The 26,894-nt window shown below is 69.8% G+C and carries 24 protein-coding genes, 1 pseudogene and 2 riboswitches; of the genes and pseudogenes, 15 read left to right on the top strand and 10 right to left on the bottom strand.

Annotation, left to right across the window (positions count from 1 at the left end; translation table 11 throughout):
- Positions 1 to 108 precede the first annotated feature (108 nt).
- From BIV24_RS04655 to BIV24_RS04630, 6 genes are read right to left on the bottom strand one after another with little or no spacing between them, the layout of a single operon-like run.
- Positions 109 to 921, bottom strand: a complete 813-nt coding sequence (locus BIV24_RS04655; protein WP_071364857.1) for an ABC transporter ATP-binding protein — start codon at positions 919 to 921, stop codon at positions 109 to 111.
- Entirely contained in the window at positions 914 to 1,891 is a 978-nt protein-coding gene (locus tag BIV24_RS32980) for an ABC transporter ATP-binding protein (RefSeq protein ID WP_177198620.1), read from the bottom strand. The genes BIV24_RS04655 and BIV24_RS32980 overlap by 8 nt, the downstream gene beginning before the upstream one ends.
- Positions 1,888 to 2,748 (bottom strand): ABC transporter permease, encoded by an 861-nt coding sequence (locus BIV24_RS32975; protein WP_071364856.1) that lies wholly within the window; start codon positions 2,746 to 2,748, stop codon positions 1,888 to 1,890. The genes BIV24_RS32980 and BIV24_RS32975 overlap by 4 nt, the downstream gene beginning before the upstream one ends.
- Positions 2,745 to 3,692, bottom strand: coding sequence for an ABC transporter permease (locus BIV24_RS04640; protein WP_071364855.1), 948 nt, complete (start codon positions 3,690 to 3,692; stop codon positions 2,745 to 2,747). The genes BIV24_RS32975 and BIV24_RS04640 overlap by 4 nt, the downstream gene beginning before the upstream one ends.
- The gene (locus BIV24_RS04635) at positions 3,689 to 5,314 is read right to left on the bottom strand and encodes an ABC transporter substrate-binding protein (RefSeq protein ID WP_245766669.1); all 1,626 of its coding nucleotides are present in this window, start codon (positions 5,312 to 5,314) and stop codon (positions 3,689 to 3,691) included. The genes BIV24_RS04640 and BIV24_RS04635 overlap by 4 nt, the downstream gene beginning before the upstream one ends.
- Before the next feature lie 53 nt (positions 5,315 to 5,367).
- Complete coding sequence (locus BIV24_RS04630) at positions 5,368 to 7,011, bottom strand: CocE/NonD family hydrolase (protein ID WP_071364853.1); 1,644 nt, start codon at positions 7,009 to 7,011, stop codon at positions 5,368 to 5,370.
- A gap of 138 nt (positions 7,012 to 7,149) precedes the next feature.
- Here BIV24_RS04630 and BIV24_RS04625 point away from each other — a divergent pair, with 138 nt between their 5' ends.
- The 5 genes and pseudogenes from BIV24_RS04625 (at position 7,150) to BIV24_RS04610 (ending at position 12,980) form a co-directional block, all read left to right on the top strand.
- Positions 7,150 to 7,725 carry a TetR/AcrR family transcriptional regulator gene (locus tag BIV24_RS04625; RefSeq protein WP_071364852.1) on the top strand — a complete coding sequence of 192 codons (576 nt, stop codon included), beginning with the start codon at positions 7,150 to 7,152 and terminating at the stop codon, positions 7,723 to 7,725.
- A 245-nt stretch (positions 7,726 to 7,970) separates the two neighbouring features.
- Positions 7,971 to 8,156: pseudogene (locus BIV24_RS36340) on the top strand (pentapeptide repeat-containing protein); the annotation flags it as partial.
- A gap of 71 nt (positions 8,157 to 8,227) precedes the next feature.
- Positions 8,228 to 9,892 carry a transposase gene (locus BIV24_RS04620; protein ID WP_071364851.1) on the top strand — a complete coding sequence of 555 codons (1,665 nt, stop codon included), beginning with the start codon at positions 8,228 to 8,230 and terminating at the stop codon, positions 9,890 to 9,892.
- Positions 9,889 to 11,883, top strand: a complete 1,995-nt coding sequence (locus tag BIV24_RS04615) for a hypothetical protein (protein ID WP_071364850.1) — start codon at positions 9,889 to 9,891, stop codon at positions 11,881 to 11,883. Before BIV24_RS04620 ends, BIV24_RS04615 begins: the two co-directional genes overlap by 4 nt.
- An 11-nt stretch (positions 11,884 to 11,894) precedes the next feature.
- Positions 11,895 to 12,980, top strand: coding sequence for a thioesterase domain-containing protein (locus BIV24_RS04610; protein WP_071364849.1), 1,086 nt, complete (start codon positions 11,895 to 11,897; stop codon positions 12,978 to 12,980).
- On the opposite strand, the gene BIV24_RS04605 is transcribed toward BIV24_RS04610, so the two are convergent.
- Entirely contained in the window at positions 12,904 to 13,281 is a 378-nt protein-coding gene (locus BIV24_RS04605; RefSeq protein WP_071364848.1) for an NAD-dependent epimerase/dehydratase family protein, read from the bottom strand. The genes BIV24_RS04610 and BIV24_RS04605 overlap by 77 nt on opposite strands.
- A gap of 46 nt (positions 13,282 to 13,327) precedes the next feature.
- On the opposite strand from BIV24_RS04605, the gene BIV24_RS04600 reads away from it, so the two are divergent.
- The 10 genes from BIV24_RS04600 (at position 13,328) to BIV24_RS04560 (ending at position 21,331) form a co-directional block, all read left to right on the top strand.
- Complete coding sequence (locus tag BIV24_RS04600) at positions 13,328 to 14,008, top strand: enolase C-terminal domain-like protein (protein WP_071364847.1); 681 nt, start codon at positions 13,328 to 13,330, stop codon at positions 14,006 to 14,008.
- 154 nt (positions 14,009 to 14,162) lie between these two features.
- Complete coding sequence (locus tag BIV24_RS04595) at positions 14,163 to 15,194, top strand: GDSL-type esterase/lipase family protein (protein WP_143064560.1); 1,032 nt, start codon at positions 14,163 to 14,165, stop codon at positions 15,192 to 15,194.
- Between the two features lie 49 nt (positions 15,195 to 15,243).
- The gene (locus BIV24_RS34160) at positions 15,244 to 15,396 is read left to right on the top strand and encodes a hypothetical protein (RefSeq protein WP_177198619.1); all 153 of its coding nucleotides are present in this window, start codon (positions 15,244 to 15,246) and stop codon (positions 15,394 to 15,396) included.
- A riboswitch (cobalamin riboswitch) is annotated at positions 15,381 to 15,502 on the top strand. Its footprint overlaps the gene before it by 16 nt.
- Positions 15,503 to 15,563: 61 nt before the next feature.
- Positions 15,564 to 15,953 (top strand): (2Fe-2S) ferredoxin domain-containing protein, encoded by a 390-nt coding sequence (locus BIV24_RS04590; RefSeq protein WP_245766668.1) that lies wholly within the window; start codon positions 15,564 to 15,566, stop codon positions 15,951 to 15,953.
- 50 nt (positions 15,954 to 16,003) lie between these two features.
- Complete coding sequence (locus BIV24_RS04585) at positions 16,004 to 16,675, top strand: (2Fe-2S)-binding protein (RefSeq protein ID WP_071364844.1); 672 nt, start codon at positions 16,004 to 16,006, stop codon at positions 16,673 to 16,675.
- A 227-nt stretch (positions 16,676 to 16,902) separates the two neighbouring features.
- A riboswitch (cobalamin riboswitch) is annotated at positions 16,903 to 17,027 on the top strand.
- A gap of 35 nt (positions 17,028 to 17,062) precedes the next feature.
- Positions 17,063 to 18,049: an ABC transporter substrate-binding protein gene (locus BIV24_RS04580; RefSeq protein ID WP_071364843.1), complete on the top strand. Its 987-nt coding sequence runs from the start codon at positions 17,063 to 17,065 to the stop codon at positions 18,047 to 18,049.
- A gap of 8 nt (positions 18,050 to 18,057) precedes the next feature.
- Positions 18,058 to 19,074, top strand: a complete 1,017-nt coding sequence (locus BIV24_RS04575; protein ID WP_425442524.1) for a FecCD family ABC transporter permease — start codon at positions 18,058 to 18,060, stop codon at positions 19,072 to 19,074.
- A complete protein-coding gene (locus tag BIV24_RS04570) occupies positions 19,071 to 19,865 on the top strand; it encodes an ABC transporter ATP-binding protein (RefSeq protein WP_071364841.1) in 795 nt (264 codons plus the stop codon). The genes BIV24_RS04575 and BIV24_RS04570 overlap by 4 nt, the downstream gene beginning before the upstream one ends.
- Entirely contained in the window at positions 19,862 to 20,596 is a 735-nt protein-coding gene (locus BIV24_RS04565) for a (2Fe-2S)-binding protein (RefSeq protein WP_071364840.1), read from the top strand. The genes BIV24_RS04570 and BIV24_RS04565 overlap by 4 nt, the downstream gene beginning before the upstream one ends.
- Before the next feature lie 192 nt (positions 20,597 to 20,788).
- On the top strand, positions 20,789 to 21,331 hold the full coding sequence (locus tag BIV24_RS04560; RefSeq protein WP_079168000.1) for a GNAT family N-acetyltransferase: 543 nt from the start codon (positions 20,789 to 20,791) through the stop codon (positions 21,329 to 21,331).
- A 340-nt stretch (positions 21,332 to 21,671) separates the two neighbouring features.
- Here the strand turns inward: BIV24_RS04560 and BIV24_RS04555 are convergent, their stop codons facing one another.
- From BIV24_RS04555 to BIV24_RS04545, 3 genes are all read right to left on the bottom strand, one after another.
- Positions 21,672 to 23,744 carry a discoidin domain-containing protein gene (locus tag BIV24_RS04555; RefSeq protein WP_177198618.1) on the bottom strand — a complete coding sequence of 691 codons (2,073 nt, stop codon included), beginning with the start codon at positions 23,742 to 23,744 and terminating at the stop codon, positions 21,672 to 21,674.
- Between the two features lie 212 nt (positions 23,745 to 23,956).
- The gene (locus BIV24_RS04550; RefSeq protein WP_071364837.1) at positions 23,957 to 25,213 is read right to left on the bottom strand and encodes an MFS transporter; all 1,257 of its coding nucleotides are present in this window, start codon (positions 25,211 to 25,213) and stop codon (positions 23,957 to 23,959) included.
- A gap of 14 nt (positions 25,214 to 25,227) precedes the next feature.
- Positions 25,228 to 26,595 (bottom strand): GH1 family beta-glucosidase, encoded by a 1,368-nt coding sequence (locus BIV24_RS04545; RefSeq protein ID WP_071364836.1) that lies wholly within the window; start codon positions 26,593 to 26,595, stop codon positions 25,228 to 25,230.
- Between the last annotated feature and the right edge of the window lie 299 nt (positions 26,596 to 26,894).

Below are 26,894 nucleotides of genomic sequence, written 5' to 3'. Positions count from 1 at the left end.
TCATCGATGGGGGCACGGCAACGCGCAGCATGTGCTGCCGGCGGTACGGGCGTCGCCATGGACAGTCGCTTTGTGGAAGGCCGACGTGCGGAAGCGGCCCTGAGCCGGTCAAGGTGAGCGCAGCTCACCGGCTTCTGTCGGCAGGACGGAGAATGCGGTCGCTCGCCTGGGGACCCAGCCGGGGCGCGGAATCGCGTCCACGAGCCGCCGGGTGTAGGGGTCGGCCGGGTAGTCGAGGACGGCGTCCACCGGGCCGTGTTCCACGACCTGGCCGTGCCGCATGACCAGGATCTCGTCGCTGATGTGCGGGACCACGGCCAGGTCGTGGGTGATGAACAGCAGGGTCACCCCGGTCTCGCGGCGTATGGCCGAGAGCAGGGTGAGGATCTGTGCCTGGATGGAGACGTCCAGCGCCGCCACGGCCTCGTCCAGTACGAGGATCTTCGGCGAGGCCGCCAGCGAGCGGGCGATGGCGACGCGCTGCCGTTGGCCCCCGGACAGGGCCCTGGGAAGGGCACGGCCTTGGCGTTCGTCCAGGCCGACCATGTCGAGCAGTTCGTCCACCCGCTCCTGGAACGCCGCGCCTCGCAGGCGGGAGTGCAGGCGCAGGGCCTCGGCGATGCAGTCGCGGACTTTCTGCCGGCGGTCCAGTGAGGAGTAGGGGTCCTGGAAGACCATCTGGATCTGGCGTGCCCTGCCCAGCCTGTCGTGCGAGGGCGGAGCGCCGCCGATCGCCAGCGTGCCGGAGGTGGGCCTCTCCAGCCCCACGATCATGCGGGCGGTGGTGGTCTTGCCGGACCCCGACTCCCCCACGATCGCCAGCGACCCGCCGGGCGGTACCGCGAAGGACACGTCGTCCACAGCCACGAAGTCGCCGAACGTCTTGCGGAGGCCGACGACCTCCAGTGCGGGCTCAGACACTCGGTGCCTCCGATCCGGGGAACAGGCAGGCGGCGCTTCCCTTGCCCGCGGGCGACAGGGAGGGCCGCTGGGTACGGCAGGTCTCCTGGGCCCGGGAGCAGCGGGGCGCGAAGGCGCAGCCGGCACCGACCTCGAAGGCCGACAGCGGGCGTCCGGGGATCGCCCGGAGGCTGCCGCCGCGTTCGCCGATGCTGGGGCGGGAGGCCAGAAGGGCCCGGGTGTAGGGATGGGCTGAGCGGTCGTGCAGGGCGCCGGCCGGCAGATCCTCTACGACGGAGCCCGCGTACATCACGGCGATGCGGTCGCAGACGGCAGCGGCGAGTTCCAGATCGTGGGTGATGAAGAGCATCGCGAGGCCCCGTTCGGCGCGGGCCTCGTCGATGATGGCCATGACCTCGGCCTGGGTGGTCACGTCCAGGGCGGTGGTGGGTTCGTCGGCCAGCAGCAGCTTGGGTTCGGCGGCCAGCGCAGCGGCGATCATGACGCGCTGCAGCAGTCCGCCGGACAATTCGTGCGGGTGCTGGCGCATCCGGCGGGCGGCGTCGGCGACGCCGACCTCCTGGAGCAGCGCGACCACCTTCGCCTCGGCCTGTCTGCGTGGCAGGCCTCGGGTGGTGACCAGGCCCTCGGTGAGGAAGTCGCCGATGGAGCGGACCGGGTTGATGTGGGCCCGGGGGTCCTGGAAGATCATCGCGATCTCGGTGGATCGGAAGGTGCGCAGCGCGGACGAGCCGCTCTGGGGCACGGGCATGCCGTCGAAACGGATGTCTCCGCGCAGCCGCGCGCCGGGCGGCAGCAGCCGGAGCACGCTGCGCGCGGTCAGCGACTTGCCCGACCCCGACTCCCCGACGAGCCCGACCGCCTCGCCCCGACCGACCGTCAGATCGACCTGGTGGATCACGCTCCGGTAGGACCCGTCGACCCGCAGCTCCAGGCCGAGCCCTTCCAGCGACAGCAGCGGCGAACTCACAGGCCCTCCCCGAGCAGTTTGCGCGATAGTCCCGACCCGAGCAGATTGAAGGCGATCACGATGACCACGATGGTGATCCCGGAGTAGAGGACCTGGCCTGCCTGGCCGGACAGGATGCCCGGATAGCCGCTGGATACCATGAGGCCCCACTCGGCCTGCGGCGGCTGCGCGCCGAGCCCGATGAAGGAGATCGCGGCGATGTCCAGCAGCGCATAGCCGAAGCCGACGGTGGCCTGGACGGTGACGATCGGCAGCAGGTTGGGCAGCAGGTGGCGCAACCAGATCCGCCAGGTCGGGGTTCCGAGGAGTTGCAGTGCGGCGATGTAGGGGAGGTTGCGCTCCTTCAGCGCGGAGTTCCGCAGCACTCGCGCGATCAACGGCACATATGCGATCGACATGGCCAGCACCGGCACGAGCAGCCCCGGGCCGAAGATCGTCGCGGCGACCACGGCCATGATGAGGCCGGGGAAGCCGAAGATGACGTCGAGGACGCCGGAGATGACCCGGTCCACCCAGCCGCCGGCCCATGCGGCGGCGATGGCCAGCGTGGTGCCGGCTGCGGTGGCCAGCAGGACCACCGCTGCGGGGGCGATGAGGCTGGGCCGGGCGCCGTGGATGAGACGTGACAGGATGTCACGTCCGGTGTCGTCGGTGCCGAGCCAGTGCGCTCCGGAGGGGCCCGCGTAGACCGCGGCGGGGTCGACGGCGTTGGGGTCGTACGGCGCGATGAGCGGGGCGAGCAGAGCCACCAGGACCACGAGTGCGACCACACAGCCGGCGGCCGTCATCACCGGGTCGGCGACCGCGACCCGTCGCCTGCCCCCGCGCAGGGCACCGGCGATCTGATAGGTGCTCATGAGGGCCTCCCCTTGAGGACGCGGGGGTCGAGCAGGGCGGTGACCAGGTCGACCAGTGTGTTGAGGACGACGAACGAGGCCACCATGATCAGCGAGATGGCCTGCACGGTGGCCAGATCCTGCTTGGCGGCGGCGTCGACGAGCAGCGCGCCGATGCCGCTGATGCCGAACGCCTTCTCGACCACGGCGGTGGTGGCGGTCAGCCCGGCGATCGCGATGCCGGAGACCGCGAAGATCGGACCCGAGGCGTTGCGCAGCACATGGCGACGGATGACGCCCGGGCGCGGGATGCCACGGCTGTCGGCGGTTTCCACGTGTTCGGAGCGGAGTTCGGCGCGGACGGAGGTGCGGGTGATCTGGGCCACGTAGCCGATCCAGGAGAACGCCAGCGCGACAGCCGGAAGGGTGAGGTAGCGGAAGGCGCCGGAGATGCCGCTGCCGCTGCCCGAAGGCGCGAACCAGGACAGCCGGACTCCGAAGACATAAGCCAGCAGCGCGCCGATCACAAACGTCGGAACCGCCATGGCGCCTGCTGAGATCGCGGTCGCGGACGTCTCGAACCGGCCGCCCCGCAGCGCGCCCGCTGTGCCAAGGGTGATGCCGACCAGCAGGATGATCGCCGAGGCGTACCCCACGAGCGTCAGCGTGTTGGAGATCCGCTCCGCCAACAGGTGGTTCACGCTGTCGCGGTAGGCCAGCGAGGGCCCGAAGTCCCCCTGGAGCACGCCGGTCAGCCACCGCCAGTAACGGACCGCGAAGGGGTCGTCCAGGTGGTACTCGCGGTGGATGGAGGCAATGAGCTCGGGGTTGGGCGGCTTCCCGCCGCCGACCAGCAGCGTCGCCGGATCGCCCGGCGCCAGCAGCATCGACCCGTAGATGGCCACGCTGGCGACGGCCAGGATGATCACCAGCCCGGCCACCCGGGTGAGCAGGAACCGGCTCATCGTCCGGTGCCGCCGATCATGGCCGCCCACGGGATGTTGATGTAGGCGAAGGAGGCCGGAGCGCCGCTGATCCGCTTGTTCATGAACATGCGCTCATAGGGCGCTGCCACCGACACGACCGGGTGCGTGGCGGTGTACCGGGCCTGGGCCTGGTTGAAGAGCTTCGCCGACCGGACCGGGTCCAGGGTGGACTGGGCCTCCTCCAGCAGCTTGGTGACCTGGGGGTCGCTGTACCCCGACCAGTTGAACAGGCCTCCCGGCGCGACGAAGGCGGGCGCGTAGGAGAGCGGATCGGGGACCTCGATGTAGCCGAATGCGATCATCAGGTCGATCCCGGCGCGCCCGGTAGGCACGTAGAAGAGGTTGGAGTAGTCGACCATCTGCATCTGCTTGATCTGCAGGTCCAGGCCGATCTCCTTGGCTCCGGCCTGGAGGAAGGTGAGGATCTGCATGCTCATCTGGTCCCCGGCCGGGGTGGCGACGACCAGTGTGCGCCGGGCGGGATCGGCCTCTGCGACCAGCTTCTTGGCCGCCGCGACATCGACGGCGGGGACGTCGGGCAGGGCGTCGAATCCTTGCCGGTAGGTCTTGTGGGCCTGCGAGCTCTGCCAGACGGCCGGCGGGATGAAGGTCTTCTCCGCGGACGCCAGCCCGCCGAACACGTTCTTGATGATGGCGCTGCGGTCCAGGACCAGGCTGAGCGCGTCGGTGAGGCGCTTGTCGGCCAGCGGGGACTTGTCGGAGGCGACGAGAAGGGTGACCGACTGGGTGGCGATGCCGTAGTGACGGTTGCCGGTCTGGCTCCCGGCCACCGCCCGCATTGTCTGCAGCGGCACCTCGTAGGAACCGTCGATCTGGCCGGACAGCAGCGCACTGGAGAGGGTGTTGCCGTCGGTGATGAACTTGAACACCACCTTGTCGGCCTTGGGCTGCAGCGTGGGGTCCCAGTAGGCGGGGTTGCGGGTGATGGTGATGGACTGGCCCGACTTCCAGGAGTCCAGCTTGAAGGGCCCGGTGCACATCAGGCCGCCGGCCACCTGGCCGTAGTTCTTCCCGGCCTTGGTGGCGTACGCCTTCTGGCTGACCGCGCCCACCTCGGTCGACAGCAGTTTGAGGAACAGCTCGTCCGGCTTGGAGAACCTGACGGTCACCTGCAACGGCCCGCTCTTGGCGATGGAGGACACGTTCGCAAAAAGGGCGGTGCTGATCGACCCGGACTTGGGGTCCTGCTGGCGGGTCAGGCTGTGGACGACGTCGTCGGCCGTCATCGGCTTGCCGTCCCAGAAGGTGATGTCCGGTCGCAGGTTGAGGATCAGGGTCCTGGGGTCTGGAGCCGTCCAGGATTTCGCCAGGCCCGGGCCGTAGGAGTAGTCCGGCTTGAGGCGCAGCAGCGAGTCGCAGAGGTTGGCCTCCACGGTGCTGGGCGAGTAGTCGCCGACCTTGGCCGGGTCCAGCGTGGTCGGCTCACCCATCGGCAGGTTCCAGGTGATCTCGTCGAGCTTCCCGGACGCGGCGGAGGTGATGACGGTCGGTGTGATCCGGTCGGCCTCCTTGCCGGAGTCGGCCGAGGCTCCCCCACAGGCTGCGGTCGTCGCAAGGAGCCCCCCGGCTGCGATGGACACGAGGCAGTGTCTGGTCGATGTCCGCATGAGATGTCCCTTGAGGCAGAAGAGAGTTATCTGGTCACGGTGAGGCTGAGGACTCCGGAGTGCAGAGTCTGGGTGCTCGGTTTGGGTGCGACGGTCAGCCACGGGCTCTCGTCAGTCCCGGAGTTGGGGACGTACAGTGGGAAATCGCTGCTGGCGATCATCAGGGCCAGCCGGTGGCCGGGCCGGAGACGGTAGCCGGTGTGGCCGAGGTCCAGGCGCAGTTCGCCACGGCAGGTGCCCTGAGCGTTGCCGCGAACGATCAGGTGAGTGGCTCCGTCGGGACCGACGTCGACCAGCTTGGCGAGGACGTCGAAGGTGGGTGCGGTGCTCTCCACCTCCAGCCGCAGCTCGACCGGACCGGTCAGGTCGAGCGGCTCCTCCAGCACTGCGCCGCTGAACAGCAGCACATCGCCGCGGTCGGCGGTGGCACTCTCGTCCGGGTAGCGGCGCAGGAACTCCCAGGTGTTGGGAACGGCGGAGGGGACCAGGTCGTCCGGGTCGTAGCGCCAGTCGACCCTGCCGGTCCCGGCCTGCTCGCTCAGCGAGCCTCCGGGGGCGGTTCCGGTGGCGGCCTCGACATCGGCGAGGAAGAGGGAGTACGTCTGCGCGTCTGTCGGCGGCCACACCTCGGAGGTCTGCCAGCCGACATGGCCCAGGTGCCAGCGCACCCGGGGCAGGCTGCCGGGGTCCTTGAGCCCCTTCAGGAAGATGTCGTAAAAGTCCAGCGCCGGGCCGGTGTAGGAGTCCAGCATGCGTTCCAGCGCCTCGTCGTTGGCACTGTGGTCGTCGTCATCCCGCAGGGGCGCTTCGTGGAGGAAGTTGTTCTCGTGGTCGATGGAGTCGGCCCACAGGTACTGCACGGCCGCCCAGCCGGGCCGCTTGGCCAGCTGCGTGTAGTCGTACATGTGAGCGGAGCCGATGTTGTCGAACCAGCCCACGCAGTGCAGCACCGGTACCGGGCGCGCGTCGTAGGGGTGGGTGGCGTTGTAGGCGTCCAGCGCGATCGGGCTGGGCACCGTGAGGTCGAAGGCGGTCGAACGGGAACCGACCATCTCGAATGCCTGCTCGAAGGCATTGCGCAGTGGCCTCACGGAGTAGTCCGGCTTGTAGTCGTAGGTGTGGTTGTCCACCCAGTGAGTGGCCAGGTAGATGGCCCCCTCCATCCACGGCACCCGGCGGATCGACGGGTCGCCCGGGTTCATCACGCTGGGTGCGAAGCCCGTGGAGGTGACGCGGGGGACGATGGCGCGCAGCGCCGGGTGCTGGCTCGCGACCGCCGACCACTGGGCGAAGCCGTAGTAGGAGTCGCCGAACATCCCGACGACCCCGTCCGACCACTCCTGGTTGACGATCCACTCGATGGAGTCATAGCCGTCGTTGACCTCACCGGTCCAGGCCGTGGTCGCGCCCTCGGAGCGGAACTTGCCCCGCACGTCCTGGACAATGAGCACATAGCCGCGGGCAGTGAACCGTTCGGCCACCTTGTCCATGAAGACGTACCGGCTGTTCTTGTCGTACGGCAGCCGGACCAGCACGGCCGGCGCCGGACCGCCACCCGCGGGGGCATAGACGTCGGTGGCCAGCCGGATGCCGTCGCGCATGCGCACCATGTGCTGCTGCGCGGTCGGCGGGACCGGCTCGGCCTCGATGCAACGGAACTCCAAGGACATGATTCCCCTGCCGATAGGGCGCGTGACGCGCGGAAAGATCTGTCCCGCCGGCCAGGAGCCGACGTAATACAACGCTGTTGTGCAACAACGTTGCATCTCGCGATAATGCTCGTCAAGGCTCTGCAGTAGATTGCTTGAATGCCGATTGACGTCGATGAAACCCAGCGGCTTCAGGAGATCGCAGCCGCGACTGTCCGGGTTGCCGAAGAGAGTGGGCCCCGGTCGGTGACCATCCGCGCGGTCGCCAAGGAGCTTGGCGGCTCCACGGCGGTGATCACCAACTACCTGCCCAGCCGCGCCGCCCTGATGTTCAACGCCTTCCAGGTCAACCAACAGCTCTGGCAGGACGATCTGGAACAGCATGTGCGCGGTCTGACCGGGATCCCCCGGCTGCGCGCCCTGGTCGAGTGGCACTGCACCAGCACCGGCGACGACGACGTACTGCGTCGGCTGTGGGTCGAGATGCTCGCCACCGTGCAGACCCTGCCGGCCGACCTCACCGCCTCGGCCCACGCGCAGGCGCGCGACGCCTATGCCACCATCGCCGGTGCGATGGCCGATGCCGGCGTCACCGACACCGTCGCCGCCGACGTGCTGTTTCTGATCATCCGGGGCTTCTTCGTCGCCACCATCGAGGACCCGGCCTCTTGGCCCCCGGAACGCGCCGCCGCCGCCGCGCTCAGGGCCCTCGAACTGCTGTTGACCGCCCGCTAGGTGTTCTGTCCCGGGAGGTTGTGGACAGGTGATGCAGGTCTCGGCTGAGGGACCTTGGCATGGGTGAGGGCCTTCTGGCGCGGTGTGGATTGCGACATCTACCCGGCGACCGGAAAGGCCCTCATGCCTCACCGTAATGCACCGCTGACCGAGACCGGCCGTGTCAATCCCCTGGTCGGAGTCCGGACCCATGAGGCTGACGTGCGCGACGCCGACGTCACCGGCGCCGACCTACCCGCGCTCACCTCCGCCACGCGAACGTCACCCGCGCCGACGTCACCGGCGCCGAACTCCCCAACGCCGACCTCACCCGCGCCGAGCTGTGCGGCGTCCGAGGCCTGATGGTGCATCAGTTGAATGGCCAGCAGGTTCGGGAGGCGGCGTCGCCGCCCTGGGCGTACCGGTGGCCGCCGGCCCCGGCGCCAAACTGATGTTCCCGCTGTTACTCGGAGTCAGGTTGCTGGAGGATTACTGATCCCAGTTGCACGGAGGGCCGCTCCCCATGCCCAAGCAATACCCGCCGGAGTTCCGGCGGAAGGTGCTCGACCTGATCGCTGCGGGCCGTCGTGTCGCACAGATCGCTGCGGATCTCGACATCGGCGACCAGACGATCTACACGTGGCGGCGACAGGAGCTGAGCGGCGCCGGCCGGCTTCCCGGTACGACCAGCGCCGACAACGCCGAACCGAATGCGGTGCCGCGGCGGATCGCCGAGTTCGTGTCCATCCCCCGCACCTCGCTCGAACGCCTCTCCCTCAACGAAGCCGGGACCGGCTCCGACAGTGCGGCGTTGTCCGCACACTGTGTCGTTACTCCCGAAAGGTGCCCGAACCCATCGGCCGAGGCGTCGCAGTCCCTTCATCCCGAGACATGGGGCCTGACGCGCGCCGAAGGAGCGCTGTGCCTGGAGGGGAAGACGCTCTCGAGCCTGGCGGATCGCTGGGGGAGCCCTCTCTTCGTCGTCCACGGCGCCCGGCTCGCCGAGAACGTCCGGCGCTTCCAACAGGTGCCGCGGGGCCGGTCACTGGGTGTCGAAGTCTTCTACTCCTACAAGACCAATCCGATTCCGGCCGTGCTCCAGAGGCTCTCGCAGCTCGGCGTCGGAGCCGAGGTGGTCTCTCCGTACGAGCTGTGGCTCGCCCTGCGGCTCGGGGTCGAGCCCGGAAGGATCATCTACAACGGCCCGGGCAAGACCCCGAGTGTCGTGCGCACGTTGGTCCAGAGCGATCTGCTGCTCACCCATCTGAATCATCGCGAGGAAATCGCGCTCGTCGCACAGGCCGCCGCGGAGTTCGGCAAGCGCACCGACGTGGGCCTGCGCGTGGCCACCTCCGACAGCTGGTCGGGCAAGTTCGGCGTCCCGATCGCCGGAGGGCAGGCCCTGGCGGCCTACGAGGAGGCCCTGGCACATCCCTCGCTGCGGGTCGTCGGGTTGCACGCGCACCGCGGCGTGGCCATCGAGGATGCGGACACGTTGGAGCGCTTCGTCCGCGAGGTGCTGGAGTTCTGCGATGCGCTCCACGCCCGGCTCGGCCTCGGCGTGGAGCTGCTCGACCTCGGTGGGAGCCTGGCGGTCCCGACGGTGCTGCCGCTCGATACCTCGCCGCTCCCGCTCGCCGAGCGGGTGGGCCGCAGGCTTTCCATCGAACGCTACCTGGCGTTGCTCGTCGAGCAGGTCGAGGATCACTTCCGTCGCGCCGGCCGACCGGCGCCTCGCGTCCTGCTGGAGCCCGGACGCGCGCTGACCGGGAACACCCAGATACTGCTCTGCCGGGTCAACAGCCTCAACGCGCCCGGAGCGGGGCCCGCGCACGCGATCCTGGATGCCGGCGAGAACATCGCCCACATCCTGCACCGCGAGTATCACGAGATCTTCCATGCCGAGCGGTGGGGCCAATCCCGGAGCGAGGCCTACACCCTCGACGGCCCTACCTGCAGCCCGATGGACTGCCTGCGTCAAACCGTCGAGCTCCCCCCACTCCGGGTCGGAGACACGCTCGCGATCATGGACGCGGGGGCCTATCTGGTCTCCTTCTCGAACTCCTTCTGCTTTCCACAGCCGGGCATCGTGGTCCTGGACCAGGGCCGCGAGACGCTCATCCGTCGCCCGGAGACCTACGAGGACATGATCGCCAGGGACCTCCACGCGAACGAGGCCACCCGATGACAGCCTCTTCGATGTTCGCGTATCCGCCGCCGGATGAGCCGTTCCGCGCGCTCCGTGGCAACGCCGTGATGCTCTCGCTCGGGCGCGTCGAGGTGAGGTACCTCGTCCCCGGACAGTTGCCGCGGATCGCCGTCGCCGGGCAGCCGCTGCCGATCGAGGACGCGCCGCCGGCCCAGGACGGGGCGGCGTTCGCCCTGGCGGCCGGATCTGACAGCATCCTCGTCTCGGATCGCGACGAGAGGCTGGCGGTGCTCGTCCCATGCGACGGCTCGTCGCTGCTGGAGGCGCAGGCCTCGCTCTATGCCACGAGACCGGATCCCCGGCGCGCGGGTCACTTCCGTGTGACGGTCCACGGCGCGTCCGCTTGTACGGGTGCGCTGTACGTTGCCCAAGCCTTCGGGCACACGACGGGCTGGGTACCAGCCGTGCACGGAGCCCTCGCCAGGCTCCCGGAACCGATCCCTTTCACCGCCGCGATCCGGCGGCAGGAGGACGCGGCCCACGCTCGCCGCAAAGCCGAGAGCCCAGCGGGGCTCCACGTGATTCCGCTCTATTACAGCGACTCGGAGTCGGCGACGATCACACCCTCCGATGTAGCCAACCTCTCGCGACCGGAGCTCCTGAACCGCGAGGCCGCTCTCCTTTGGATCGCGGACAACCTCGAGCTCGCCCAGGCCGGCGCGGGCGCGGCCGCCATCGTCAATGACTGCCGGCCGGAGACCTGGATCCTGCACCAGCTCGCCGAGCACGCGCAGCAAAAGGAAGTCCCTCTGCATGCCGTGCGCTATGCGTTCGAGGAGTTCTCGTGCCTGAGGCAGCTGGCGGGCCAGGCCCGATCGTCGAAGCCGGCGACGGGAGTGGCCGAGCTCCTGGCCGCGTCCGCCCCGGCCATCCACACGCGGCGCGAACTCCAGGACGCGCTGCATGCGTCAGGGACCGATCCGCGGCGCAAGCCCTCGGCCGACTTCGAGGCCGCCAGCCGGGAGATCATGGCCCGCCTGCCTCAGAGCGGCACGATCTGGTATCAAGCCGTCAACTGGCGTGACTGGCTGTCGCTGGAGTCGGGCAAGCAGCCCTATGTGGTCGTCCCGCCGCTCGGCCAAGCCAGCGAGCTCTGCCCGGAACAGGCCGCAGAGCGGGCCGGCGCCGTCCTGGCCCAGCACTGGGCGGCGCTCCGGTACCTCTTCACCCCGCGAGATTCACGCGGCGTCGCGCTCGTGTCGCAGGGCAACGGCTTCTCCGCCCGCAGCCGCCAACACTGGCGCACGATGCTGGCGCTGGCGGCACGGATGGAGGAGACGCAGTTTCTGTTCGCGGGCGGGAGCGCGGAGGATCGCGCGTGGCTGGCCCTCGAGCTCGAGCGCCGGCCACGGGCGAACGTGACGCCCCTCGGATGGATCAACGAGCACTGGAGCACGTTCCTCCGAGCCCTCCGCGCCAAACCGCGGGCGACTTTCGTCTGCCGCCCGGGCCTGAGCAGCATCGGCGCCGCGCTTGCGAACGGCATCCCCCCGCTCCTCATGTCGCCCGATCCGCTGACGGGACCGGACGGAACCGTGGATGCGATCACGGCGGAGGTGGCCATGGAGCGCGCGGTCTATGCGTTCCAGCTCGAGCGGCTCTATGCCACCCAGTGCGCCAAACACCTCGACTCGCCGCTGCCGGTCCTCGTGGACACGCTCGGCGACGATCAGCAGAAGGCACTGATCACGCTGCGCCGTGCGGTGGAGCCGGACGTCCAGTCGCGCCAGCGGGCAGCGATCGACGGGTACTGCGACTGGTCGCGCGTCGCGCATCTCATCGCGAGCGTGCTCGCGCGCGAGGCGGTCTTTGGCGCGTTGCCGATGCAGGTCAAGCGCCGGGTGCGCGACCAGGAACTCCCGGTCCGTCACGAACCGCCCGGCGCAAGCCAAGGACGCCACAGTGGAATGCGTCCGGGTCCGCTTGAGCACGAGCGACGCGCACGCGCCCCCATTCCCGGGCACGGCTGAGGAAGAAGGACATGCCCCCGCGACCTGTGACCCCCCGAGACATCTACGAACTGCGGCTCTGGCAGATCTGGTCAGACCTCCTCCACGTGGACGACATCGGGGTGAAGGACGACTTCTTCACCCTCGGTGGCGACCACGCCAAGGCGGAGGCCGTCCTTGACACGATGGCGGCGCAACTCGACGCTCCGCCGCTCTCGATGAAGACGTTCCTCGAGGCGCCGACGATCGAGCGCATCGGCTGCCGCCTGCGCGCGCGATCGAGGAAGCTCTGCGAGCAGCCCGTCGTGTCGCTCCAGCCGCACGGCTCGAAATGCCCGTTCTTCTTCCTGCCGAGTGGGGAGGGAAACGTCTACTACTTCCACGCGCTCGCGCGCCGGATGGCGCCGGACCAACCCTTCCACGCCCTCCAGACCCGAGGGCTCCATGGTGCTGAACCGCCGTTCGACCACGTAGAGGACATGGCGGAGGACCACATCGAGTCCATGCGCTCCGTGCAGCCGCGCGGGCCGTATCTCCTGGGAGGTCACTGCGTCGGCGCCATGGTCGCCCTGGAGATGGCCCTGCAGCTGCAGCGCCGCGGGGAACGCGTGGCCTTGCTCGCCGCCATTGACGGCCTCGCGCCCGCCCCCTTCTTCCGCGACGAGATCACGGAAATCGTCCAGGACCCTTTCGAGGCCCTGATTTTCTTCGGGAGAGGGTTCAAGTCCTGGTTCAGCCAGGAGCTCCCGCTGAAGCGCGAGACGCTGCTCGCCGTCGAGCCGGAGCGACGATCGGCGTTCGTCATGGAGCTCGCCAGGGAGCGCAGCATGTTCACACCGGACGAGCCCGACCACCGCGTGAGCCGTGTCGCGGATCTCGGCGCTCGCATCTGTCGCGCCGGGTACGCTCCCAAGGATGTCTACACGGGCCCGATCTCGTTCTTTCGCGCCTACGACTCCGCGCTGTGCGAGACCGCCACGGGAGGCTGGGAAGAAGTCTCGACGCAGCCGCCGCGCGTCCGGGAGCTCCCCGGCGACCACGTCACGCTCGTCGTCGAGCCCCACGTCGATCGACTGGCGCGCGAGCTCCGGGTGGCGATCGCTTCGGCGTCCCGCTGATCTTGACGTGGACGCCACCGCCGCCACCCAGCACCGCATGGCGGATGCCCGCGCGGCCGGCCTCCTCCAGAACCGTGAAGGTGGACAGCGTGTTGACCGCGAAGACCTCGCGCGCCGGGTGCCTGCGGGGTGTGGGGATGGCCGCGAGGTGGACCACCGCGTCCACGCCGGCCAGCGCCTGCCGCACGGTGGCCGGATCGGCGGCGTCGCCCTTCACCACCAGGCGGGCGGGCAGGTCGCCGGGGTCCTCAAGCACCAGGGCGTTGACCTCGACTCCCTCCTCGGCGAACAGCGCGAGCACTGCCGTAGATCACCGACCAGAGTTCGTCCCGGATGCGCTCGTTGTCGTGGACGGTGTCCAGCTCGCCGCCGAACTCGATCCACCAGTAGGCGCAGCCGTTGTCGCCGGCCTTGATGATCCGGCGCTCGGGGATGGACGTCTGCGTGATGTCTTTGGCGAAGGACGGGGGGACGTACTTGACCGGGCCCTGTGCCGGGAGATCGAAGCCGCCCGGCCCTACTTCGTCGAGGACCCGCTGCGCAGCGAGAACCCCGACAGCTACCGGATGCTGCGGGCCCGTACCGGGGTGCCGCTGGCCGCGGGCGAGCAGTTCGGCTCCAAAAGCGAGTTCCGGCAGCTCATCGAGGAGGAGCTGATCGACTACACCCGCCTCGACGTGGGAGTGGTGGCGGGCCTGACGGAAGCCAAGAAGATCGCCGCCATGGCCGAGACGCACTGCATCAGACTCGCCACGCACAACCCGCTGGGCCCGGTCACGGCCGCCTCCTCCCTCCAGCTCAACCTGACCTGCCCCAACGTCGCCGTCCAGGAGCACCAGGCCGAACCGGAGGCGGTCGTGGCCGGGCTGTTCACCGTCCGCCCGACCGTGCTGCCGGGCCGGATCGAGCGCAACGCGGTACCCGGCATCGGGGTGGACATCGACCGCAAGGAAGCCCGGCGCTACCAGGCGGTGGCCGACGAACGGCCCCATCTGCGCACCGCTGACGGCGCGTTCATCAACTGGTAGACCCAACCGCCGTGTCTTGTAAGCCCGCAGGCGACGGCAGGAACGTCCTGGCACACCGTCCGGGCACGGGAGCGCCGCCGCTTCGACCGCGAGGCGGCGGCCGCGGCGTGCCGAACGCCGCTCACGCGGTGAACGACGGATGGGAGACTGGGCCATGGACCACAGAAGAAGCCTGCGCGTGACGCCGGACGACGCATCGGGCGTCTGGCGCGGATGCGTCGCGTGGACGCCGGTGGGTTGCGCCTGGCAGCCGTGGCGTCTGCCGCCCGCCCGGCTCGACACCGCGTTCGCCCCGGCTCTCGGCAGGATCGCCCGGATGGCGGCCGGTGTCCGCGCGGCGGTGCGCACCGACGCCGAGAAGCTGACCCTCGAGATCACGGCGGTCGACGACAGGGTCTCGCCGCTGGACGTGCTGGTCGACGGCGCGCTGTGGGTGCGACGGCCGCAGCACGCCGGCTCGAACGTGCACCGCGTGCGCCTGCCGGCCGGGAGCAAGGACGTCGAGTTGTGGCTGCCGCAGTTCGGCGAGATCACCGTCGGCCCGCTGACCCTGGACGGCACCCTGGAGCCGCCGGCCGCACCAGGTCCCCGGCCGCGCTGGATCACCTACGGCAGCTCGATCACGCACTGCGACGCCGCCCCCGGGCCCAGCGAGACCTGGCCGGCGCTGGTGGCGCGCGCACTCGGCTGGGACCTCACCTGCCTGGGGGTGGCCGGTCAGTGCCACATGGACGCCGTGGCCGTGCGCACGATCGCCGAGGCCGAAGCCGACCTCGTCTCCCTGTGCCTCGGCATCAACATCTACGGCGAGGCGAGCTACGGTCCGCGGACGCTTCCCGGGCGGGTCGCCGCGTTCATCGGCGACATCCGCGAGCGCCATCCGGACACGCCCCTCGCCGTGATCTCGCCGATCGTCTCCCCGGCGCGCGAGGACAAGCCCAACGCCGTCGGCATGACCCTCGCCGACGTCCGGGAAACGGTCGCCTCGGTCGCCCGCGCCCTGCAGCGGCTCGGCGACCGCCGCCTCCATGTGATCGACGGTCGCACCGTTCTGGGCGCGAAGGACGCCGGCCTTCTTCCCGACGGCCTCCACCCCGGCCCGGAGGGCTATCGCCTGATGGCCGAGCGTCTCACCGGGCCCCTGCACCAGACCGCGGCGAACCGCCTCACGGCGACACCCGGCTGAGCCGTGCCGCGTCCGGCCGGCGGCCGATCCCGTCGCCAAGATCCTCACCGTGCGGCAAGGCCAGCGGCTGCCCGAGCGTGGTCGGGCGCGTGGTGGCCGTCTGGACGACGAAGCCCTCGTCTTCATCGCTGAGCAGGCGCGCGAGCAGCGTGAGAGGATGGCCGGCGTTCTGGGCGACGGCGGGCAGAGGAAGCCGGTGTGATTCCGGCGCGGTCCCGCCACTGTGATCGGCGAGTCGATCCCGACAGGCCACTGCCCGTGAGGGCGGGAAGGCCGGGATCGGCGGCGACCCGAGAGCCAGGAGACTCACGCTGTCGCCTCCTCGACGGATTCCGGGGCGGATCTCCCCGGTGAGAGGCAGCGTGCGGTATGACAGGAACAGCGACCGGCACGGCAGCGGCCCAGGGTGCGAGAGGCTCGGCTCCGAGCCGGGTCGTGGTGTGCCGGGACTGCTGCTGCGGCACCGTGAAGGTGCCGGGCGATCACGCGGCCCAGTCGGCGCGGCTGCGCGCCACGGTCCCTGTGCGCATCTCCGAGTGCCTGGATGTGTGCGAGCAGGCCAACGTCATCGTCGTCCAGCCGTCGGCCGCCGCACGCCGCGCCGGAGCGCGGCCGGTGTGGCTCGGCCTGGTCAACGACACCGACGCAACTGAGGACGTCATCACCTGGGTGCGGGCGGGTGGTCCCGGTGCGGCGCCGATGCCCGAGATTCTCGACCTGTACGTCATCGCTGCTCCACGGCGACCCGACGCGTCGTGACCGGTCGCCGGGCCGTGCTGAACCGCCGCGCAAGGAGGGGAGTTGAGGTCGTGGAGGAGAGCACGGGGGGTGCGCCCGCCGCCTCGGCGGACGTTGCACTTCGAGACGTGTCCGCGCTGGGCGGCTTTTTCGTCCTGCCTGAAGAAGCCGCGAGCCCGACACCGCTGGCGGAAGGGTTCGCCCACCGGGCACGTGAGGTGAGCCGCCGGTATGCGACGAAGGAAGCCCGTATCGGGGTGTCCCTCGTTCATCTGGGGTTGTCGGCCCGTCTGTGGTCACCTCTTCTGGCGTGCACGGTGCTGCACGGGATCGTGCCCGACCTGAGCGGCGTGGAGTGGGCCGACGACAGCTCATCGGTACGGCTGCGGCGTCCGGTGGGCCGCAGGGTCGAGCAGCTGCCGTGTGTCGTCGACGCGGTGTACGAGCAGGTCGCCTCGCTGTTGGCGGAAGTGGAAAGCACGCTCGACGTGAGGATCGCGCCGCGGCTCCTGGACGGAAACGTCGCCTCCGCTTTGGCCGGATCGGCCGCTGTGCTGCTGCGGGCCCGTCCCGGGACGCGTGCGGCCCTGACCCGGCTGACCACTGAACTGCTCGGCACGGGCCGCCTCGTGGGTACGGGCCGCATCACGGGCCCGGACCTGACGTTCCGCCGCCGCAGCTGCTGCCTCTACTACCGCGTGCCCGGTGGCGGGAAGTGCGGGGACTGCTGCCTCGCCGACTAGGGCCTATTCTGGCGAGCGTGCGTGCCGGGCGTCGGGGCGCAGACGGGGAACTCAGAACAGGCCCTGAGTGCCGGACCCGTCCCCCGGCATGAGCGCCGGGACCGTGCCCGCCTGGCCAAGGCGCAGCGGGAGTTGTCGCGGCCCCGCCGGCCGGACGGTGTGGTCCCTCCCGTGAGAGGGACAGGGGCGGAGCATCGGGTCTGGTCGTCCGTCTGGCACACTGTGCTCACCCAACCAAGGCGGCCAGGGCCAGGAAGCCGGTGTGATTCCGGTGCGGTCCCGCCACTGTGACCTGCCGTGCTCCCCTGGAGTCGGCTGGAAGCCAGATACTGCCGGGCCGCCTTTCCGTTCCGACCGGGGACGAGGATCCTCCGGAAAGGCTTCCGTATGTTCCGCATCGGCGCGGCCTCGCGCACGCTCGTGACGACTCTGCTCCTGCTCCCGCTCGCCGCGTGCGGCGCATCCGGCGGCAAGGACGACGACAAGGCGGGCGCCACGGCCGCCGGTTTCCCGTACACGGTCACCAACTGCGGTGTGAAGACGACGTTCGAGCAGCCGCCGAAGCGCGCTGTGACGCTCAACCAGCACGCTACCGAGATCCTGCTCGCCCTCGGCCTGCAGGACCGCATGGCGGGAACCGCCTACCTGGACGACAAGATCCAGCCCGCTTACCAGAAGGCATACGGCTCGGTGAGGGTGCTCGCCCGGGAGTACCCGTCGAGGGAGGCCCTGCTCGGCGCCGACCCGGACTTCGTGTACGGCGGTTACGCCAGTGCCTTCGACAAGGGCGAGGGCCGCGACCGCGACGGGCTCCAGAAAGCCGGGATCAACACCCGCCTGAACATCGAGAGTTGTGCCGGCGGTCCGATCGGCGTCGACGACCTCAAGACGGAGATCACGCAGGTGGCGCGGATCTTCGGTGTTCCTGAGCGCGGCAAGAAGCTCATCGAGCGGGAGCAGCAGGGCCTCGACTCCGTCGCTGCTCGCCTCAAGGGCGGCAAGCCGGTCTCCGTGTTCGTGTACGACTCCGGAGACTCCAGCGCGTTCACCGCCGGCGGCCAGGGACTCGGCAACGACATCATCCGCCGCGCGGGCGGCCGCAACGTCTTCTCCGACGTCCACAAGTCCTTCGCCGACGTCTCCTGGGAGCGGGTCATCGCCCGCAAGCCCGACGTCGTCGTGATCTACGACTACGGCGGCACCAGCGTCGCCGCGAAGAGGAAGCGGCTGCTGACCGACCCGGCCCTCAAGGACGTCCCGGCCATCCGGCACAAGCGGTTCGCCGTCCTGCCGCTGTCCTCGGCCGTGCTGGGGGTGCGCGCGGCCGACGCCGTCGACGACCTCGCCGCGCAGCTGCACCCCGAGGCGAAGTGAGCACCCGCATACGCTCCTTCCCCCTGCTCGTCGCCGCGCTGAGCCTCGCGGTCGGCGCGGCCGCCGTCGCGGGCCTCGCGATCGGCGCGGTCCGGATCCCGCCGGGACAGGTGGTGGGGATCCTGTTCTCCGGGGAGCACACGGGAGCGTTCGCATCGATCGTGTGGGACGTACGGATGCCACGCGTGATCCTCGCCGTCGTCGTCGGAGCGGGACTCGCCGTCGCAGGCACCGTGCTGCAGGCCGTCGTCCGCAACCCGCTCGCCGACCCGTACCTGCTCGGCGCCTCATCGGGAGCCTCCTTGGGCGCGGTCCTCGTCATCGTGCTCGGCGTGGGCGCGGGCACCGCCAGCACCGTCGCCCTGCCCGTCGCCGCGTTCCTCGGCTCCATGGGCGCGCTCGTCGTCGTGTACGCGCTCGCGCGGCGCGGCGGCATCATGACCGCCGGGCGGCTCGTGCTCGCCGGGGTCGCCGTGCAGTACATCCTGGCCGCGTTCACCAGCCTCGTCCTCGTACTGTCGGCAAAGGCCGAGCACGCGCGGGCCATCATGTTCTGGACGCTGGGCGGGCTCGGCGGCGCCCGCTGGGATCAACTCGCCCTGCCCGCCATTGTGCTGACTCTCGGCACAGTGCTGCTGGTCGCGCTCGCCCGTCCGCTCGACCTGCTGCTCGCGGGGGAGGAGAGCGCCCAGGTCCTCGGCCTGGACACCAACCGGTTCCGGGCCGCCGTCTTCGTGCTGACCTCGCTCGTCATCGGCGTCCTCGTCGCGTACAGCGGCGCGATCGGCTTCGTAGGACTGATGGTGCCGCATGTGGCCCGCATGATCACCGGGGCCGGACACCGCAGGCTCCTGCCCGTCGCCGCGCTCGGCGGCGCCGTGTTCCTCCTCCTCGCCGACCTGGTGGCCCGCACAGTCGCCGCCCCACAGGAGATCCCCGTCGGAGTGGTCACCGCGCTCACCGGAGGCCCCTACTTCCTGTGGCTCCTGCGCCGCCACACGCGGACGGAAGGGCTGATGGCATGACACCACACCCGGCAGCCCTCACCGTCACCGGCCTCGGCCACACGACCGCCGACGGCACATCCCTCATACGGGACGTCGACCTCGACGCCGTGCCCGGCGAGACGGTCGGCCTGGTCGGCCCGAACGGCAGCGGCAAGACCACCCTGCTGCGCTGCATCTACGGCACCCTGCGCCCCACCGCGGGCAGCATCAGCATCGACGGCACCGACTCCTTCGCGCTCACCGTCAAGGAACGCGCCCGCCGTGTCGCCGTCGTCCCGCAGGACGCCCCCGGGGCCTTCGGCCTCACCGTCGCCGAGGTGGTCGCCATGGGACGCAGCCCCCACAAACGCTTCTGGGAACAGGACACCAAGGACGACACCCGCCGCGTCACCGAAGCCCTCACCCGCGTCGGCTCCGCCGACCTCGCCCACCGCCCCTTCGAGCAGCTCTCCGGTGGCGAACGACAACGAGCCCTGGTAGCAAGGGCGTTGGTGCAGGAGCCGGGGCTCCTCGCCCTCGACGAACCCACCAACCACCTCGACATCCGCCACCAGCTGGAGCTCCTCTCCCTGCTGCGCACGCTGCCCGCCACCAAGCTGGTCGTCCTCCACGACCTCAACCTCGCCGCCTCGTACTGCGACCGCCTCCACGTCCTGGACGCGGGCCGCGTCGTCGCCTCCGGTCCGCCCGCCGACGTCATCACCGAAGAACTCCTGGACAGCGTCTACGGCGTGCGCGCTCGCATCGGCACCCATCCGACGACCAGCGCCCCGCACATCGTCTACATTCCGCCGGAGACGGAGCGTTGAGCGGCTCTGCGGGCAGGCGATCACGCTGGCACGTCGAGGAGGGCCCGCCGCCCGCCGCGCAGGCGGAGAGCTGGCTCGCGGCCGACCGGCTCCTGGACCCCGCAGGCCCCGAACTCGGCCGGCTGCTCGCCTACGAGCACGCGGCCGCGGGCCACCGCACCGCTCACGCCACCGCCCTGACCGTCATGGCGGTGTACGCGGGCCATGTCACCGCGGCGGCACTGCTGCACTGGGCACTGCACGACCAGGTCCTCGACCTGTCCGCATCGAACGTCCTTGTCGCCCCGGACGGCCACGGCATCAAGGGCGTACGCGTCCTGCACCCGCGCACCCTGCCCCAGCGCGGCGCCACCGTGCGCCAGTTGTACGGCGTCGTCCTCGAGCGACATCTGCTGCCGCTCGCCGACGCTCTGCACCGGCGCACCCGAGCGGGCCTGCGCCAGCTCAGGGGCGGCATCGCCCACGGCTGCGCTACCGCCCTGTGCGCGTCGGACGCGGACCCGGACCTGCTCGAGGAGCGCTGGAACCTCTTCGTCGGACACGCGCCCGGTGGACTCGCCGCGCTCGGCCGCGTCGCCCGGGTCCGACGGGCGAGCGACGGCCGGACCCGGCTCGTGTATCTGCGCCGCACCTGCTGCCTCTACTACACGAGCAGCGAAGCCGTCCGGTGCACCAGCTGCTGCCTGACCGGAGAGGGAGAGCGTCTGGCGGCCTACGCAGCGCGCGGGTAGGGGCATGAGGCACCGTGCGTGGCTGCACATGGGAGAGAACGGTCAGGCAGACGGTTGCCGGGGAGAACACCAACCGGCTTCTACAGCGGTACTTCCCCAAGGGCGCAGACCTCCGCACGTTTAGCCAGTCCGACCCAGGGCGTGTATCGAAAGTGGATGGCGGAGAGCCCATTTGTGATCCAGAATGATTGGATGGTCGCGCTTGAGACTCCCCGTTTGATCCTGCGTCGCTGGCGCGAGGAAGACGTTGCGCCCATGGCTGCCGTCAATGCCGACCCCGAGGTCATGCGGTGGATCCGTGACGGCAGCGTCCGTGACGAGCAGCAGACTCGCGGCGCGGTCCAGGCATGGGAGAGCGAGTGGGAGTCGCAGGGCTTCGGCCTGTTCGCCGTGGAGATCCGGTCCACTGGCGAGCTGGCCGGGTTCACCGGCCTTTCGGTGCCCGACTTCTTGCCGGAGGTACTGCCGGCGGTTGAGGTCGGCTGGCGGCTGGGACGTTCCCACTGGGGGCAGGGCTTGGCCACCGAGGCCGCTGCGGCCGCTGTACGGTTCGGGTTCGAAGAGCGAGGGCTGGAGCGGATCGTCAGCATCGCTCAAGTGGGCAACGACGCCTCCGAACGGATCATGACCAAACTGGGGATGCATCCGGTCCGTGAGACCGTCAATCCCACCTGCGGTCGGCGAGTACGGGTGTTCGAGTTGTCGTCGGACCAGTACGTCACAACCACTCGTTGATGGCGGCAACGAGGACGGCCCGCTGGGCGGGAGTGGCCGACTAGCCGGTCAGCCCGTCCGTTCCCGCTGGACAACCCCGTGTCGGGGCTGAGGAGATCCAGTCATCTCGATGAGGGCTCCACTCGGTCGTCGCCGTCGCCCATCTCGTCGTCACGCTCATCCGTGCACAACTGGATGCGTGACTCGACGTTGGGATCGCACGGTCCCGGCTTACGCACTCGCCCAGGCGCCGGCACCGGCAGGGCGCCTGCGCTCTTCGTGGTGTGCCGGGACGTCAGGCCGGCCGGATCGGGAGAGTTGATCCGGCCGGTCCCGGCCCGGGACACCGCCGCCGGTGCCGTCAGTCGCTGTAGACGCCGACCTCTTGGAGTGAGTAGCCCCACTTGGTGCCGCGCTCCAGGCCGTGGATTCGTACGTAGCGCGCCACAGTTCGGGCGAACCACGCTGTGTCCAGGCCGCCGTCACCAGCGGTCGTGGACCATGCCGTCTGCCAGTTCTTGCCGTCCTGCGACAGCTCGATGCGGTACGACTTCGCGTATGCCGCCTCCCAGTCGAGGGTGACGCGCTTGACCGGCTTCGCGGATCCGAGGTCGATCTGCAGCCACTGGTCGTCCTCCCACTCGCTGGCCCAGCGGGTGCCCTTGTCTCCGTCCACGGCCTTGTCGGGAGCGAAGCTGACGAACGGGTTCCACCACTCCGACGTGGACGCCGAGGCGGCCGCGCCCGAGGCCAGATTCACCCCGGACTTGTACTTCTCGGCGTTCCCCCAGGTGCGCAGGTAGGACTCGGCACCCGTGAAGAGGTCGTCCACGACCTTCTGGCCGCCGACGATCCGGATGTCCTCGATCCAGTCCGGGACCATGCCGTAGTGCGCCGCGCCATCGGTGTTGATGTCCCACGTGCGCTCGCCGGTGATCTGCTTGTCGATCACCGAGCCGCCGTCCGTGCTGCGGAAGGGGTACTTCACCGGGTTGGGGGTGTCCCCGCCCCGCGGGCCCGGCCAGCCGCCGACGCCGTTCATGTCGGTGCCGTAGCCGTAGCCGACCTGGTACTTCTCGCGCAGAGCGTCCGTGCGCCCGGCCTCCGCGCTGAACGCCGCGGAGCCGTTCATGTACTGGGCGGCGAACCCGCCGAGCTTGTAGAGCCGCTCGGTCCACCCCAGGTCCATCCAGCTGTGCGAGGAGATGACGCCCGGGTACGACTCGGACTCGAGGAGGTCGAAGGCCTGACCCGCGGCCTTGACGCTCATGTGGTCGACCTCCAGCATCATGTGGCGCTTCATCAGCCCGCGCACCGCGTACTCACCCAGGCTGGTCAGACCGCGGGTGTTGCACTGCGCGCCCGAGGCATACGAGGGGACGGTCACCCCCTTCGGCAGTTGCTTCTCCGCCTCCGCCGCCACCGCGTTGCCGATGGGGTTGTCGTGCTGCGGGCCGGGGCAGGTCTCCGTCTTCCAGAAGGTGCCGGTCGACAGGAACTGGCCCACGTTGATCGCCGTTCCGAGGGCGCCGGAGTCGAAGCGCACCCCGCACAGGGCGTTGTCGAACTTGTGGCACAGGAACATGCTGCTCACGCCCAGTTCGTGCAGCTCGTCCAGGCCGCGGTCGATGTCCTCCTTGCTGCACTGCGCGATGTCCAGGATTTGCTTGCAGCCGAACGGCTCGGAAGTCTCGACCCCCAGGACGACGGCCAGCTTGCCCTGCTCGATGACTTCCCGGGCCTGCGCGCTGTCGGTGACGATCCGGAACCAGCCCTTGCCCGGGCCGCCGTACATCTTGTCGATGAAGGCCTGCATGTCGTACGACTTCTTCGCCTCAAGACGGATGGCGGTCATCTCGTCGCAGCTGCGGTCCTTGAAGAAGTAGACCGAGCAGATCACGCCGTTGGTGACCAGGTCGTTGACCAGCACCCGCTGGCCGCCGCGCCATGCCCGTTCGATTCCGGCGTAGTAGTTCTGCTGGTGGGTCAGCGAGTCGTGGGCGGGCCAGTCCTTGAAGGTGGGCCACCCAGTGGGGTCGTGCTTGCCGTCGCCGCCCTTGGTGACGAAGTCGAAGATGGCGAGCGAGCCGTCGGGGTAGTGCTCGGGGCAGTCCTTGAGCGCATCAGCGACACCCTGCTCCGAGAACGGCTTGCCGCAGATCAGCCGGCCGCCGAAGCCCTCGTTGGCCATGATGTGGTCGTGGGCGTCGACGAAGCCTCTTACCCGGCCCTGGGCGTCGGTGCCCTTGAAGGGCTCGCCCGTGACGTCGATCTGCGCGTCGGGCGTGGGCCGCGCGGTCGGGGTCCACCAGCCGGGGTCGGGCTCCGCCGCGGAGCTGGGCATCGGGCCGAGCACCAGGGCCATCACGGCGAGGAGCAGTGACACCACCGTGAGGGATCTGAGTCTGCGGCGCGGAGGTAGAACCATGGTCATCACTCACCTTGATTGACATGTACGCTCAAGTTACTGACGAGTTTTCAGAATCGCGACCACCGTCGACGGAGTCAACGGCCTGGGCCTAAAAAGATGAGGATTTCTCAACTTTGGTGAACTCGTGCTCATCTGCGGTCAGTTGATGATTGATCGAGTGTCGAGTGTCGAGAGTCGGGTGGCCCGGTCGGACAGGCCCGCCCGTCCGGCCAACTTCAGGCCACGCTGCGGATGCGGTTGACGAGGAGGCCGCCGATGAGGATGACCAGGGCCGCGGTGGTGTAGAGGCCGGTGTAGCCGCCGAGGTGGGTGATGATCGGTGAGGCGAGGGCGGGGGCGAGGACCTGCGGGCCGGAGTTGGCGATGTTGATGACGCCGAGGTCTTTTGCGCGGTCGGCGGCCTCGGGCAGGACTTGGGTGACCAGGGCCTGGTCGACGGCGAGGTAGATGCCGTAACCCGCGCCGAGGACGGCCGCGGCGGCGAGGGCGGACGGCCAGGTGTGGAGCAGGGCGAGCAGTACTGCTGCTGCGGCCATGACCAGCGAACAGAGGACGACGAAGACCTTGCGGCGTCCAACGCGGTCGGACAGGACACCGGCGGGGACGGCCGTGAGTGCGGCGCAGAGGGTGTAGATCACCGTGAGGATCAGTACGCCGGTGCCGGGGTCGCCGTAGTGGACGGCGTCGGCGAGGAAGTAGAACAGGTAGAGGGTGCCGAGGGCGTTGCCGAGGTTGATCAGGAATCGGGTGAGCCAGGCCCAGCCGAAGTCGGGGTGCTGCCGGGGACTCACCCAGAGCGAGCGGGCGAAGGCGCGGGCGTCGAAGGCGGGGCGCAGTGCCCGGGGCAGGGGCGGCTCGGAGTGGCGCAGCACGAAGGGGAGGGCGAGTGCGACGGTGAGCACGGCGAGGGTGCCGTAGCCGGAGCGGACACCGGTGATCAGCAGTGTGGTGATCAGGGCGCCGAGGACGAGGCCGAAGGACTGCATGAGGCCGGTCCAGCCGGAGACCTGAGCGCGTTGGGTGAGCGGTACACGGTCGGCGATCGGGGTGGTGACCCCGGCCAGCATCGCGTTCAGGCCTGCCTGCGCGAGGCACCAGCCGACGGCGACCCCGGCCACGGTGTGCTGGGTGGCGGTGACCGACAACCCCGCTGCCCCGGCGAGGGCGCCGCCGAGAATCCAGGGCCGGCGGCGGCCGAACCGGCTCGTGGTGCGGTCCGACCATGCGCCGGCGAGCGGGTTGGCCAGCACCGCGACAAGCGCGCCGAGGCCGGTGACGAGCGAGAGCGCATCGTTCTTGCCGTGCGGGTCGATGTGCTCCAACTGGAGTGGCAGCAGGATCTGAATGGGTGTCATGAACGCCATGAAGACGGCGAGCGTGGCCAGCGAGAGGTTTGCCGTCCAGTCGGCCCTGACCGCGACGGTGGGCTCGGCGAGGACGGCGGCGTCGTCCGCCGCGGAGGCGTGGGACATGACGATTCCGTCGCTCAGGACCGCTGGGAGGCGATCAGGTCGCGGTACCACTCGAAGCTCGCCCGGGGCGTGCGACGTCGGGTGGCGAAGTCGACCTCGACCAGACCGAAGCGCTGGTGATACCCCTCGGCCCACTCGAAGTTGTCGAGCAACGACCAGGTGAAGTAGCCGCGCACGTCCACCCCGCGGGACATGGCGCGGGCGACCGCGGCGATGTGTCCGGCGAGGTACTCGATGCGCGCCTGGTCGTGCAGCCCGGCCGGCTGCGAGCAGCCGTTCTCGGTGATCCACACCGGCGGAAGGTCTTCGCCGTAGCGGGCCTTGAGGCCGGTGAGCAGCTCCGTGAGCCCGTCGGGGACCACCGGCCAGTCGAACGCGGTTCGCTCGTACGGCTCCGCGGGCTCGGTCAGGTCGAAGGGCAGCGCGGCGGCGGGATCGGCCGGGGCGGTGACCCAGGTGGGGTTGTAGTAGTTGACGCCCAGCCCGTCCAGCGGTGCGGCGATGGTGGCGAGATCGCCGTCGCGCACCACTCCTCCCCAGCTCGGGTCGGTCATGCCGTAGGCCGACAGGTCGGGATAACTCCCCAGCAGCAGGGGGTCGTTGAAGAGCCGGTTGTGCAGGGCGTCATAGGCAGAGGCCGCCGCCACGTCCTTGTCCTGCTGGGCGTCGGAGTGCAGACGGACGGGCGTGCAGTTGTTGGCGATCAGTATCTGCCCACCTGCAACGGTGGCCCGCAGCGCCGCGGTCGCAAGGCCATGGGCGAGCAGCTGGTGATGTGCGACGGGCAGTGCGTCCAGCATCAGTGCGCGGCCTGGGGCGTGGACGCCGAAGCCGTAGCCGAAAGACATGTGAACGAAGGGCTCGTTCAGGGTGATCCACCGCTTGACCCGGTCGCCCAGCCGTTCCGCGACCACGGCCGCGTACTGTGCGAACCGATCGACGGTCTCGCGGTTCAGCCATCCGCCCTCGTCCTCCAGGGCCTGCGGCAGGTCCCAATGGAACAGGGTGGGTGTGGGCTCGATCCCGGCGTCGAGCAGCGCGTCGACCAGGCGGTCGTAGAAGTCCAGTCCGCGCGGCTCGACCTTGCCCGCGCCGGTCGGCAGGATGCGAGGCCAGGAGACCGAGAAGCGGTACGCGTCGAGCCCGAGTCGGCGCATCAGCGTGACATCCTCGTCGAACCTGTGGTGGTGGTCGCAGGCGACGTCGCCGGTGTGGCCGTCGCGTACGGCCCCGGGGCGCCGTACGAAGGTGTCCCAGATGGACGCTCCCTTGCCGTCCTCGTCGGCCGCGCCCTCGATCTGGTACGCGGCGGTCGACGCGCCCCAAGCGAAGTCGGCCGGGAACCGGGGGAGTCGGGTGGCATCGGTGGAGCTCGTCGTCACTGGCGCCTGCCTTCATCGGTGATGCGCGAGTCGCCCAGGTGCGACCGCCCGCGCGCGGCTCTGGAATTCTGCCGACGGCCGCTCTTCGCGCCCCAACGGCAGCCTGGGGGGCATCTGTTCGTGGCCGGGGCATGCCGTCCAAGGTGGGCCGCACCGTAACATGAACTATCGTTCACGTTCTATGGGTCGGGCCTGGCCGCAACCTGGCCGGCGGGGAGGGGGCGCTGCTGGTGCCGCGGCAGGCAATGTTCGCCCCGTCGCGACGCCCGGCACGCTTCCCCAAGCTCTTCGAGCAGGGG

Source organism: Streptomyces colonosanans (assembly GCF_001866645.1).
GTDB lineage: Bacteria > Actinomycetota > Actinomycetes > Streptomycetales > Streptomycetaceae > Streptomyces > Streptomyces colonosanans.
Note: the sequence above shows the minus strand (reverse complement) of the source record. Positions and strands in the feature narration are given on the sequence as shown.